7 protein-coding genes are annotated in these 13,423 nt (G+C 62.3%); 2 read left to right on the top strand and 5 right to left on the bottom strand.

Annotated features, from left to right (window positions below):
- Positions 1-8: 8 nt before the first annotated feature.
- On the bottom strand, positions 9-908 hold the full coding sequence (locus tag ACILSQ_RS26645; RefSeq protein ID WP_395746735.1) for an alpha/beta hydrolase: 900 nt from the start codon (positions 906-908) through the stop codon (positions 9-11).
- Positions 909-1,037: 129 nt separating this feature from the next.
- On the opposite strand from ACILSQ_RS26645, the gene ACILSQ_RS26640 reads away from it, so the two are divergent.
- Positions 1,038-2,270: a M48 family metallopeptidase gene (locus ACILSQ_RS26640; RefSeq protein ID WP_395746734.1), complete on the top strand. Its 1,233-nt coding sequence runs from the start codon at positions 1,038-1,040 to the stop codon at positions 2,268-2,270.
- Between the two features lie 88 nt (positions 2,271-2,358).
- The gene (locus ACILSQ_RS26635; protein WP_395746733.1) at positions 2,359-5,229 is read left to right on the top strand and encodes a DUF1549 domain-containing protein; all 2,871 of its coding nucleotides are present in this window, start codon (positions 2,359-2,361) and stop codon (positions 5,227-5,229) included.
- Between the two features lie 109 nt (positions 5,230-5,338).
- Here the strand turns inward: ACILSQ_RS26635 and ACILSQ_RS26630 are convergent, their stop codons facing one another.
- The 4 genes from ACILSQ_RS26630 to ACILSQ_RS26615 form a co-directional block, all read right to left on the bottom strand.
- On the bottom strand, positions 5,339-6,799 hold the full coding sequence (locus ACILSQ_RS26630) for a peptide MFS transporter (RefSeq protein WP_395746732.1): 1,461 nt from the start codon (positions 6,797-6,799) through the stop codon (positions 5,339-5,341).
- 54 nt (positions 6,800-6,853) lie between these two features.
- On the bottom strand, positions 6,854-8,782 hold the full coding sequence (gene dnaX, locus ACILSQ_RS26625; RefSeq protein ID WP_395746731.1) for a DNA polymerase III subunit gamma/tau: 1,929 nt from the start codon (positions 8,780-8,782) through the stop codon (positions 6,854-6,856).
- A gap of 97 nt (positions 8,783-8,879) precedes the next feature.
- Entirely contained in the window at positions 8,880-11,507 is a 2,628-nt protein-coding gene (locus tag ACILSQ_RS26620) for a hypothetical protein (RefSeq protein WP_395746730.1), read from the bottom strand.
- Positions 11,504-13,351: a tetratricopeptide repeat protein gene (locus tag ACILSQ_RS26615; RefSeq protein ID WP_395746729.1), complete on the bottom strand. Its 1,848-nt coding sequence runs from the start codon at positions 13,349-13,351 to the stop codon at positions 11,504-11,506. Before ACILSQ_RS26615 ends, ACILSQ_RS26620 begins: the two co-directional genes overlap by 4 nt.
- Positions 13,352-13,423 lie beyond the last annotated feature (72 nt).

The following is a 13,423-nucleotide window of genomic DNA, read 5'->3' as shown; positions in this document are numbered from 1 at the left end:
ATGATCCCTCACTTCGCAAAAACCTTCTTCAACCACGCATCCACCACAGGCGTCGCCGGGTAGGCGGGATCTCCCATGCGGCGGTTGATTTCCGCGTGTCCTTGGAGCCCCTGCCCCGGGAAGCCTTTTACCTCGGCTGGCGTGTCCGCTTTGCGCAGAGCTTCGCCGAGGGCGATGGACTGGGCGGTCCCGTCCACGCGCTGGACGTGGAGGATAAGGAAGGCCGGCGCATTGGGAGCAGCCGCCTGCTTCGTGGGCGAGAGCTTGTTCTGGCGCACGGGGTCGGTCCCGAAGGCCTCCAAGTAGGTGGAGTGCATGAACTCGCCGCCTTCCGCAATCTGCTTCGGCACATCATAGGCCGCACCATCGAGAGGAATGATGCCGCGCACGGCCTTGGGGTCCAGTTCGGCCTGCTTGAAGTAGCTCAGGTCCGTGCCCACCAGCGCCACCAGATGCGCCCCTGCGCTGTGGCCCAGGAGGACCACGCGCTTGCCGTCAAAGCCGAGCTGCTCGGCGCGGCGGATCAGGAATGCGACGGCATGTGCCACGTCGCTGGCCTGATCCTCCACTTTGCAGGAGGGCACGAGGCGGTAGTTGAGCGAGGCAAAGGCGTAGCCCTGCTCGAGGTAATGCACGCTCTTTTCTCCGGCGGCGAGCCCTTTGTCCCCGCGCTTCCAGCCGCCGCCATGCACGTAGATGACCAGCGGAGAGCCTGGCGTGGCAGGACGCCAGTAGTCGAGATTTTGCATCGAATCGCTGCCATAGCTGAGCTCCTCCCGCCCCGCCTGCGTGGAGCCCGCCCCAGGCTGCCTGCGGTTGGCGATAAGATCGCGCAGCCTGCTGCCGATCTGGGCGGAGGCCTGAGTGACGCTAAGAACGGCGAGGAGGAAAAGCAGGGGGCGGATCATGACTTGCGGGGTAGAGTTGGGGATGTGGTCATTGACTGAAATGCAGCACAGGGCGAGTGGTTACACAAAATTTTGGGATCCGTGCCGCGCCTGCTGCATCGTAACCGTATTTTCCCCCACCCCAACCGCATGTCCTTTTCCAATCCCTGGTTCATCGCCGCAGTCGTCGGCGTTCTCGGCGTCTTTCATCTCGAGATCATCGCCACGTTTTTGAACCTCGCGCAGTTCCGCCATGCGCTGCCGCAGCGGCTCAAAGAGATTTTCCCGGATGAGACCGTGCAGAAGGCCGGCGAATACGCCAGCAAGTCCGCCAGCCTGGACCTGCAGCGCAGCACGGTTTCCACCGGGGCGCTGCTGCTTTTCTGGTGGGGCGGCGGCTTTGACTGGCTGCAGCGCTGGAGCGCAGGCTGGGGCTGGGGCGCCATCGCCACGGGCGTGGGTGTCATCGGCCTGCTGATGCTGGCGCAAAACTTTCTTTCCCTGCCCTTTGACGCCTGGGACACCTTCAAGATCGAGGCTGAATACGGCTTCAATCGCACCACGCCGCGCACCTTCATTGCAGACCGGCTCAAGGGCCTCGTGCTCACCACCGTGCTTGGCGGCCCGCTGCTGGCGCTGGTCCTGTGGTTCTTCCAGACGCAGGTGCATGCGGTGCTCTACACCTGGCTCACCGTGGCCGGCTTCAGCATCATCATGGCCTGGCTCTCTCCCCGGCTGCTGATGCCGCTCTTCCTCAAGTTTCAGCCATTGGCAGATGGCCCGCTGCGGGAGGCATTGCTGGCGCTGGCCGCACGGCTGAAGTTTCCCGTGGTCGATGTGTCCGTGGTGGACGGCTCGCGCCGCTCCAGCAAGGCGAACGCCTTCCTGAGCGGCTTCGGCAAAAACAAGCGCATCGCCCTCTTTGACACGCTGATCGAAAAGCACACGCAGCCGGAACTGGAGGCGATCCTGGCCCACGAGATCGGCCACCACAAATGCCGCCATGTGCCGCAGCAGATCGTGCTCGGTCTGCTGGAAAGCGGCCTGATGTTTTATCTGCTCCATCTCGCCCTGCAGTCACCGGCGTTTTTCCAGGCCTTCGGTATCACGGGGCAGCCGCTGGGTCTGGGATTAGTTCTATTTAGCATTATCTACCAGCCCGCCAGCCTCCTGCTCGGCATGCTCAGCAGCGCCCTGAGCCGGCGGCATGAGTTCCAGGCAGATGCCTTTGCCCGGGAGGCCTGTGGCGGTCAGCCTCTCATGGACGGGCTGAAAAAACTCTCCGTGGACCACCTGACGCATCCCAATCCCCATGCGCTCACGGTCTGGCTGCACTATTCCCACCCGCCCATTGGGCAGCGGCTGGCGGCGCTGGAGGCATAACTGTGCGAATTCACAGTGTTTTTTCGCACCTTTGATAAATGCCTCCCCTCAGGCCCGTAGCTTGATTAACCCCTCGATCCTACCTCTTATGAAAAGCCCCTTGCGAGCTTCTCTCCTTGCCCTCGCCGTTTCCTCCTCTGGTTTTGCCGCAAACCCTGCGGCGCCTGCCACTGCTCCCGCTGTAGCAGCCGCACCTACAGCAGCCCCTGCCGCTGCTGCCGGAATCGATTTCGTACGCGATGTGCAGCCCATCCTGGAAACCAAATGCCTGGAGTGCCACAACCCCAGCAAGATCAAAGGCAAGCTTCTCATGGACTCCGCCGCAGCCCTGCTCAAAGGCGGCGACACCGGTCCGGCGCTCGTCGCAGGCCAGCCTGACAAGAGCGAGATGATCAAGCGCATCGTGCTTCCCAAAGATCACGATGACATCATGCCGCCCAAGGGCGGCCCGCTCGCCGCGAATGAGATCGACGTGCTGAAGCGCTGGATCGCCGCCGGTGCCCAGTGGCCGCAGAATCTCACGCTTCAGTATAAGACGCCCGAGCAGCGCCAGGCGCTGGCCGAGTTGCAGAAAAAGCTGCCCACGCTGAAAAACCTGCAGATTCTGCCGGACAAGTACTCCCTGGAAACCAAGCGCGACTTCCATCGCGTGGTCGTGCTGGCCACCTTCCAGGATGCCACCACCAAGGACGTCACCGGCGTGTGCGATCTCAAGATCGCCGATCCTAAAATCGCCGCGCTCGATGGCCTGACCCTGAAGCCCGTGGCAGACGCGGGCAGCACGGAGATCGTCGCCTCCATTGGCGGCCAGACGGTCAAAGCCCCGGTGGAAGTGAAGAACGGCACCAAGGACCGCGCCATTTCCTTCCGCCTGGACTGCATGCCGGTCTTCATGCGCGGTGGTTGCAACCAGGGCGGCTGCCACGGCGCTGCCCGCGGCAAAGACGGCTTCCGCACCTCCCTTTTCGGCATGGACCCTGCCGGCGACTACATCCGCATCACTCGCGAGATGCCGGGCCGCCGCATCAATCTGGCCATCCCCGAGGAAAGCTCTCTCATTGAGAAAGCCGTCGGCGCTGTGCCGCACTCCGGCAACCAGTGCTTTGAACCGGACTCTGTCTATAACAAGGCGCTGCTGGAATGGATCAGCGCCGGCGCACCTGATGACCCCGCTGATGTGGCGAAGGTTACCGGCATCGAGGTCTTCCCCAGCCAGATCGTCATGGAGGGCAAAAACGCCACGCAGCAAATCACCGTGCGCGCCACCTACTCCGACGGCACCGACCGCGATGTGACGAATCTCGCGCTCTTCATGTCCAACAATGACCCGACCGCCACCATCGACAAGAGCGGCCTGGTTACCTCCGGCGACCGTGGCGCGGCCTTCATGCTGGCTCGTTTCAATGTGTATTCCGTCACCGCCCAGGTGCTCGTCATTCCCGCGCAACTCCAGTATGAGCGGCCCAAGCTCGCGGAAACGAACTACATCGACACCCTGGTCGATGAAAACCTCCACAAGCTCCGTATCCTGCCCTCCGGCATCTGCACGGACGAAGAATTCGTGCGCCGCGCCTTCATCGACATCGCCGGTGTCTATCCCGAGGCCAAGGAGATGCGAGCCTTCCTTGCTGACAAGAATCCCAACAAGCGCGCCGCGCTGGTGGACAGCCTGCTGGAGCGCAAGGAGTTCACCGAACTGTGGGTGATGAAGTGGGCCGAGCTGCTGCAGATCCGCTCCTCCATCAACAACAACCAGCCGCCCTTCTACAAAAACGCGCTGCTCTACTACAACTGGCTCTCCGAGCGCATCGGCAAGAACGTGCCGATCAACGAGATCGTGCAGGAGCTCCTCTCCTCCACAGGCGGCACCGTTTCGAATCCTGCCGTGAACTTCTACCAGACCGAGCTCGACCAGCTCAAGCTGACCGAAAACGTCGCACAGGTGTTCATGGGCATGCGCATTCAGTGCGCCCAGTGCCACAATCATCCCTTTGACCGCTGGACCATGGATGACTACTACGGCTTCAAGGCCTTCTTCTCCCAGATCGGCCGCAAGCCCACGGACGACCCCGCGGAAGTCATCATCTACAACAGCAAGGGCGGTGAATCGAGGCACTTCCTCACGCAGGCCGTGATGAAGCCCAAATTCCTCGGCGGCGACACTCCGGAAATGAAGGCCGGCGAAGACCGCCGCAAGGTGCTGGCCGAATGGATGGCCTCACCGCAAAACCCGTTCTTCGCCCGCAACATCGCCAACATCATCTGGTCCCACTTCAACGGTGTCGGCGTCGTGGAGCCTGTCGATGACGTGCGTGTCTCCAACCCTCCCTCCAACCCCGCTCTCATCGCCGCCCTGGCCGAGCACCTGACCGAGTACAAGTACGACATGCGCAAATTTGTGCGTGACGTGTGCACCTCCCAGACCTACCAGCGCAGCACCAAGGTCAATGAGACCAACGCCGGCGACAAACGCAACTTCTCCCACGCCCAGGTCCGCCGCGTGCGCGCGGAGGTGCTGCTGGACGCCATCTCCCAGATCACCGAAACCCCGAACAAGTTCCAGGGGCTGCCCCTCGGCGCCCGCGCCGTGCAGATTGCCGACGGTGCCGTCTCCAACTACTTCCTCACCACCTTCGGCCGTGCCAAGCGTGAGTCCGTCTGCTCCTGCGAAGTGAAGATGGAGCCCACCCTCTCCCAGGCCCTCCACCTCATGAATGGCGACGCCGTCAACGACCGCATCAAGCAGGGCCGCGTCGTCGCCAAGATGATCCAGGAAAAGAAGGGCGACCGCGAGATCGTCGAAGACCTCTTCCTCCGCGTCTTCGGCCGCATGCCCATCGACAAGGAATGGACCAACGTCCAGCAGGCCATCGCCGAAGACCCCGGCGCCCGGCAGAGCGTGCTTGAAGACTTGTTCTGGGCGCTGCTGAACTCCAAGGAGTTCTATTTCAACCATTGATCGGCAGAAGAGAGAGCTGAACTGATCTTAGTTTCAAAGCGGGCGGCAGGGCATCAAGCTCACCGCCCGTTTTTTTTGCGCCTGTCGGAGGCTGACCGCATTTGCGGGACTACTTCACACCCCTCGCCAGCTTTTGCAGCGGCTTGGCAAAGATCAGCAACAGAAGCCCCGCGATGGAGGAAATCCAAACCACGCGCGTGAAGATAACCGGCATGGCAGTCATCGCATCACCAGAGACTTCGCCGGCGATGATGCCCGAGAGCACATCGCCGAGACTAGTACCGAGAAACCAAATGCCCATCATCTGCCCTGTGTAGCGATGCGGCGAGAGTTTGGTGACTGCGCTTAGCCCCACCGGGCTAAGGCAGAGTTCTCCCAAGGTGTGGCACAGGTAAATGCCCAGCAGCCACAAAGGCCAGACCTTGCCGACATCCAGCGCACGATGAGCAGCAAGCACTGCCAGTCCAAACCCCAAAGCCAGCAGCAGCATGGCCACGCCCATTTTCGTGGTCATGGAGAGGCTGATCCCACGCCGGCCCAGCACCTGCCAGAGCAGCGCCACCACCGGTGAAAACAAGATGACAAACAACGGATTGACGGACTGGAACCAGGCCGTGGGAATGACCCATGAGCCGATCTCACGCACCGTATGTTCTTCGGCAAACACATTGAAGGAAGAGCCCATTTGTTCAAATCCAGCCCAGAACAGAGCACAAATCCCAAACAGCATGATGATGAGCCCCACCCGTGCTCGTTCATCCCCGTCCAGCCCCCCAAACAGCAGCAGCCACGCAAAGAACAACGCCGCCACAACCGAGATCACCATGGTGACCGCATGAGCCAGCCACACCGGATCAAGCGTGATGACTCCAGACACGCAGAGAATCACCACTGCGGCCAGAGCAAGAAGCGCTGCACACAGCAGGCCCCATTCGCGCTTCAGATTCTGCCCCGGGTGGTCGATTCGCTCCCCCACTCCCTCCAGCGCCTTGCGTGTGAGCTGCCATTGCACCAGCCCCAAAAACATCCCCGCCGTCGCAGATCCAAAAGCCCAGCGCCACCCCATCCCTTCGCTCTGCTGCAACCATCCGCTGATGAGCGGCCCCACAAACGCGCCCAGATTGATCCCCATGTAAAAGATCGTAAACCCAGCATCCCGTCGTTGGCCACCTTCGGGATAAAGAAGGCCGACGAGTGCGCTCATGTTTGATTTCAGCAGCCCTGAGCCGAGCGCGATGATGAGCAAGCCCAGAAAAAAGGGCGTCCTCCCGTGCATGGCAAGAACGAGATGCCCGAGAGCAATCGCGACTCCACCCCACCAAACCGCTCGTTTGGTTCCCATCAGCCGGTCCCCCACCCACCCGCCAGGAAACGCCGAAGCGTACACCGTGGCGAGGTAGAGTCCGAATATGGCCATGGCTTCCTTCTTTTCCAGGCCAATGCCGCCACTTGCCATGGTCATGAATGGCACCATCAGCGCACGCATGCCGTAGTAGCTCCACCGCTCCCACATCTCAGTGAAGAACAAGGTGCGAAGACCGCGAGGATGGCCGGTGGGTTCGGAAGTCATGGCGTGAGAAGTCCGCTATCCAAAGACAACACGCTCCTCAATGCGAGCTTTTCCTCACTCAGCCGCCACCAGCTTCGCCTTAAACTTCACCATCGCCTGCTGGATCAGCGGGTCGTTGTAGAAGTCCTCGGGCGGCGTTGGAGCGGAGGAGGCCGCAGGCGCATCCGCTTTTACCAGCTCCGGTTGGGCTGCGGGTTTTACCTCTGCTTTAGGCTCCGCCCTGGCTTCAGCCGCCGGTTTGGGAGTCGCCGCAGGTGCGGACTCGTTCAGCAGGTTCAGATCAATTGAGGCCAGCACCGGTGCCTTGAGACTGGAATCGAGCACGTACTCAAACTTCAGCGCCCTCCCTGTCATCTCCTGCGCCAAATCCTCAAAAAAGCTGATCTGCACTGGGCGCATCAGACTGTCTCGGGCGTGACTCTCTCCCGGTGGAAATCCCACTTTGATCGTTTTGCTTGAGATGCCGAGCAGCGTGCCCAATTCGATCCATGACGAAAACAGAGGGCGGCGCGCCTGCACCTGCTGGAGGAACTTGGACCAGAAAACATCTTCGCTGAAAAGCTCTTCCGGTTCCGCCACGGGCGACGGCTCTTTCGGTTTCACCGCCGTGACCGGCTGCGGCGCTGGCGCTTTCTCCACGACTGGTGGAGGCGCTGCTTCCGCCACGCGCGGTGTTGGTGCCAGCTGCGGCTCGGGCTCTGCCACCTTCTGCACGACTGGGGCCGGGGCAGACACCGCCGCTGGAGCCGACTCTCTCACCACAGGCTGCGGTCTCACCAGGGGCTCCGCCGCACGCCTTGCGAGCGGTGGGGCCGCCTGCACACGGGGGGCCGGCCTGGCCAGTCCCTCGCCACCGCCGGAATCCAGCGCCTCGATCACATCACTGATGGAAACTTCATTCAGGCTCTGCACCGCCGCGATCACGCCCAGCTCAAAGTGCAGGCGCTTGTTGCTGGCCCACCGCATGCGTGAATCCACTTCGGCCAGGCCATCCACCACGCGCAGGAGCTGCTCCGTGTTGGCCATCTGCGCCTGCGCCACCACTTCCTCCGCCACCTCGGGGCTCAGGTCCTCGGCAGCCGCCTCCGGGTCCGCCTGCTGCACCAGCAGCGTGCGGAAATGCTGAATCAGGTCCGCCAGGAAACGGCCCAGTTCCTTGCCCGCCTCGTTCTGCTCATACACCGCGCGCAGCGCGCCCACGGTGTCGCTTTCCAAAATGTGCCGCGCCAGCGCTGCCACGGACTCGCCGGAGGTGAAGCCAAACACATCCAGCACGTCCTGCTCGGTGATCTTGTCACCGCAGAAAGCCACGAGCTGGTCTAGCATGGACTGCGCATCACGCATGCCGCCTTCCGCTCCCTTGCCGATGGCATAGGCGGCCTTTTCGTCCAGCGTCACGTTTTCCAGCTCGGCAATGTGCAGCAAATGCTTCGCGATCACCGCGTTCGGGATGCGCCGCAGGTCAAACCGCTGGCACCGGCTGATGATGGTGGGCAGGATCTTGTTCGCCTCCGTCGTGGCAAAGATGAATTTCACATGCTCCGGCGGCTCTTCCAGCGTCTTCAGCAGCGCATTGAAGGCGCCCGTGGTCAGCATGTGCACCTCGTCGATGTAGTAGATCTTGTACCGGCAGCGCGTGGGGGCGTACTTCACGTTGTCCCGCAGCTCGCGCACCTGCTCCACGCCGTTGTTGCTCGCACCGTCGATCTCCAGCACGTCCATGCACCGCCCCTCGGCAATCTCCAGGCTCAGCTCGTCCTCGGGGTCGAAATCAATCGTCGGTCCGTTCTTGGCGCAGAGCGCCTTGGCAAAGATGCGCGCCGTGGAGGTTTTTCCCGTGCCACGCGGCCCCACAAACAGGTAGGCATGCGCCAGCCGCTGCTGGGCGATGGCATTGCGCAGCGTCCGTACGACGTGGTCCTGGCCGAGCACATCGGCAAACGTTTTGGGGCGGTATTTGCGGGCAAAAACTTGGTAACTCACGCGCTCAGGCTAGCGCACCCATCAGCCGGGGCAAGAGCTTCCACTTCCCTCACCTCAACTTTGAACGGGCGATTTTTTGAAACCTCTCCTTGCTCTCTCAATGCGAGACGCTCCAGGGCATTTCCGTGGACCCTTTATAGCCGTCTCCATTGAAGCTGCCGCGCAGGGTCCATGTCCCCTCCATGCTGTGCGTCTGCGTCTTTTTGTCCACCGTGGCCGTCGCTGTGATGTTGCCTTTGGCCTGCATTTCGATGGCTCCCGAACCCAGGTCCATTTTTCCGGCCACCTGGGCGTTGATCGTCCGGGTGGTGCTCACCGCGCCCAGATTGTTGGCCGTATGCTGTGAAAACGTTCCCGTCACCCGCCCGCCTTTAATGGTAATGCGCAGCGTGGCGCCCGTTTTGTCCGGCATGGTGACGCGCCCGGCAAAGGTCCCTTCCATGGACACAAACTCCTGGATAGCGGCGGCCAGCGCCTTTTCGCCACCGTCTTTCAGAGCAGCCAGGCAGCGGTTCACCAGCACATCATTCACCGGCAGATTGGCCCCACGCAGCCGGGCCGTCACCAGTTCCAACTGCTTCTGTTCGTCCTCCGTGCCGGTCTGCGCCGTTTGAAGGTTCTGCTTGTTCGCCTCCTTGCGGATCTCCAGCTTCTTTTGGTGGTGGCGATATGACAGCGTACCGGGCTCCGCCTCTGCAGCAGCCGCCAGCCTGGCGGCCTTCTTGCCCTCCAGCACTTTGTTCAGGCGTTTGGCCTCGGTGAAGTCACCATTCTTCACGCCGTCCGCCGCACGCTGGGCGCCCACCGGGGAGGCGCCGTTTTTGATCAGCTTGTCATAGATCTCTTTGGAGCGTGCTTCGTTGGTCGCTTTCTCGTCGCGGGCGCTTTTCAACTGATCCAGCAGACCTTTTCCAGCTCCCAGCCCCTCGCCGATGGCATTGCCAAGGTTGGTGCCGCTCTGCTTCGCCGCGTCGTAGGTGATGGCCTTCACGCCGCCGAACAAACCGCCGAGCACGGCCTTGCCCTTCATTTCGAGATAGGGCTTCCACGCATCGGGAGAGATTTTGCCTGCCGCGATGTCCTTCTGGTATTGGTCAAACGCCTCCTTTCCGGCCTTCGTGCCGATGTCCGCCATCGATCCAAATCCCAGTCCGTGCCACAGGGTGCGCCCGGCGAGTTCCGCCTTGTCCTTGGTCCACCCCAGCGCACCGGAGGGTTCCCCCTGCTTCTTGACCTCCATCTCCTCCTTCGCGGTCTTGTAGCCTTCGTAGATGCCGTAGGCCCCCAGTGCCAGACCTGCACCTTTCATCAGCCGGCCCCCGGTGGTGGGTTTCACCTCCGCCTCTCCCGCCGCAGCCTGCGTGCCGCCCGGTTTTGTCACGGGCTCGCTCGGGCTGCCGGGTTTCGTCACGGGTTCGTTCGGAGCACGTACGGCTTCGGTGGTGGCCTTGGCTTTGGCATTGTAGTCCGCCAGTTCATTGCGCGCCTGCTGGGCCTCCGCCTTCAGCCCCTTCGCCTCCAGGTCATTGATCTTCGTCTGCGTCTGCCGCACCTCCGCCTCTGCAGCCGTCTTGGTCTTCGCCTCCGCAGCATTCAAAATATCGCGCGTGGTTTTCTGCAGCTTGGCGGCTTCATCCGCATTCGCAATGCTCGACCGGCCCGTCTTGATCTCCGCCAGTTTGTCGAGGATGTCTTCAGGGTTCTTGACGCCATTCTGCTTGGCGATCGTCTGCACCGTCTCAGGATTCAGCCCCGCCTGGTTTGCCGCCTTCAGCGCGCCTTTGGCCATCATCTGCCCCTCCGGCGCTCCGCCCACCAGGGTCTCCGGTGCCTCATTGAGCCCGTGCATCGCCTTCTTCGCGTGATCCATCGTGGCCACATGATCCTTCAGTGCTCCAGGTTTTAATGAGCCGCCCGTCTCTGACACATAAGTCTCGCCATGCTGTGCGCCGGTGTTCACCTGCGCCTGATGTCCCGCGCTGCCGATGCGGTCCGTGCCCGGCGCGGCATTCACCGTCATGCCAAACTCCGGCGAAGTCTCCAGCACGCCGCCCGTCATTTTCACCGGTCCGCCTTTGGGGCCCTGCACTCCCATCTCGTTGAGAATCTTGCCCACCTTTTCCGTCGTGCGGTAACCGCCGCCCGCGTCAAAGTCGCCGTTCATGCCGCGGTGGTTGGGATCAGTGATCGTCGTGCCCGCAGTCTGCTTCACGCTGTTGCTGGCGTTGCTCGTGCCTCCCATCACATCGCGGTTGGCCTGCTTCAGCACGCCTTCATGCACGGCGTTCCGTTGCGTGGCGATCTCCTTGCTCGTGCTCCGGTGCGTCGCATTCTCCAGCTCCACCTCCGCGGTTTTCGCCGGCCCCTCCCGCATCTTGTCGATGCGATTCTGCGCCGCCTCATGCCGCGCGCATTCATTTCGCCAGTCCGACTCTACGCTGTTCCACTTTTGTTTCAGATCAGCGATCACCTCCTTCCGCGCCGCCTGCTGCTGCATGGAAAGCCGCTTCGATTCTGTCTGATGCCGCACAATCTCCTCCCGCATCTGAGCATCCCGCTGTGGGCTCGCCGGCTGCTGTTGCAGCGCCTGCCTGCGTTGCTGAAAGCCCTCCCGCTCTGCCTGCTGCGCCGCCTCCATCGAGTCAAAGCTCACCATCACCTCCCCTGTCTGCGCAAAAGCCGCCGCGCCGCCAAGCACCACCCACGCTATCGCGATTCGTTTCATGGCTTCTCTCCTTCCCATTCAGCCACCAGTTTGGCGGCGTAATCATGTTCCTTCGTCCCATTTTCCTCGATGAGCACGATGTCCCGCGCCTGCGCCAGCGCCGCCTCCCGGTCTCCCAGGCAGTGCAGCATGATCGCACGGCCGACACCCAGCGCCGACACCTCGGGATTCGCCGCATACTGGGCCTCAAAAAAGTCCACTCCGCGAAAGCCCTCGTCATTCGCCGCATACTGCGCGCACAGCACCCCCACCGCCTGCGCCCCGGAGCCCGCCGCATCCTTCTCCAGCGCATTTTCCAGCGCCGAGATCGCCTCCATGCCCCGCTCCTGCGCCGCCATCAGCAGCCCCAGTTCCAGCCACGCCGCCGCATGGTCCGCGTCCACATCCACCGCCTGGGTGAACATCTTTTCCGCCATCACCAGCGCACGGTCATCATGCTGCGCCAGCTCCTCATACAGCAGCCCCGTCAAAAACAAGTGCGCGGCACTTCCCGGCTCCAGCGCGCACGCAGACCGCGCATAGCCCACCGCCTCCTCCAGCGCCGCTTGATCCGGCTCCCGCTTGGGATGATCCAAAATCGCAAACGCATGGTCGTGCCGCACCACCGCCATCCGGTGCCTGTTCTCCGGCGACGCATCCTCCAGCAGCGCCTTCAGGGCCTCCGCTTCGCGTTTCTTGATCTCCACCGGCACCCAGGCTGCTACCCCCAGCGGCGGCTGCGGCCCCAAGATGGTGGCCTGCTCCAGGTCCTCCTTCGCCGCAGCGTGTTCCCCCAGCGCCTCCCGTGCTTCCCCGCGGATGAGCAGCGCCCGCGACTCCGTTGGCTGCAGTTCCAAGCACCTCGATGCGTCTGCCGCCGCCTTCTGAAACTCGCCGGCCGCCAGCCACGCACCCGCACGGTTTCGATACGCCTTCGCATGCTCAGGGTTGACCTGGATCGCCCTGTCAAAATCCACCATCGCCTTGTCTCGTTGTCCCAGGTTCAGCCAGGCCTGCCCGCGGTTGTTCAGATAAATCGCGTTGTCCGGAAGCAGTTCCAGCGCCTTGCCAAAGCTCTCGATCGCCGCCTCGTTTTCCCCGCGGTTCATCAGAAAGAAGCCGCGGTTGTTGTGAAACTTCGCCATCTTCGGCCCGAACTCCACCGCCTTGTCATAATCCGCCAGCACACGCTCCTTCTCGCCCATCTGGTCATACGCCATCGCACGGTTGAAGTAGGCCGCCGCGTTCTTCTCATTCAAAGCGATCGCCTGGTCACAATCCGCCGCCGCTTGCTCATACTCTCCGCGGATAAGCAGCAGTTCTGCACGGTTCACGTAGAACGCTCCATTCTTGGAATCCAGCTCGATGGCCTTCGTGTAATCTGCCAGCGCCTTGTCGGGCTCTTTGATCCCGCCCCAGGTGAGCGCACGGTTAAAGTAATACACCGCGTTCTTCGGATTCAGCTCGATCGCCTTGGCATAATCCGCCAGCGCCAGATCATGCTCGCCTTTGCCATCGTGAGCCAGCGCACGGTTGTTATACGCGGCCGGGTCCTTCGGCGTCAGCGTCAGCACCTGGGTGAAATCGGCGATCGCGCCGTCAAATTCTCCCAGCCGCCACCGGGCGCGCCCACGTCCCAGATATGCCCGTGCCTCATGGGGCTTCTGCCTCAGCAGCTTCTCATACGCCGCAGCCGCCTCCCTGGGTTTCCCCCCCAGGAGCAAAGCATCCGCCGCCTGCCACGCATCCGCAGCTCCCGCCAGCCGCCTCGCCACCAGCAGAAGCAGGATGATCAGCACCACCCACAGCACCCTGCGCCAGTGGTTGCGGGATCCCAGGGTATCCGTTGGAAGGGGGTCGGTCATGGCGTCTCCTGCTCGGGAGAATTACACCCCGCGCCGCCGCCTTTCCCTCCCCCCTTTGCGATCCTCCCACCG

Origin of the sequence: Prosthecobacter sp., from assembly GCF_044227185.1 — a bacterium.
Taxonomy (GTDB): Bacteria; Verrucomicrobiota; Verrucomicrobiia; order Verrucomicrobiales; family Verrucomicrobiaceae; genus Prosthecobacter.
Note: the sequence above shows the minus strand (reverse complement) of the source record. Positions and strands in the feature narration are given on the sequence as shown.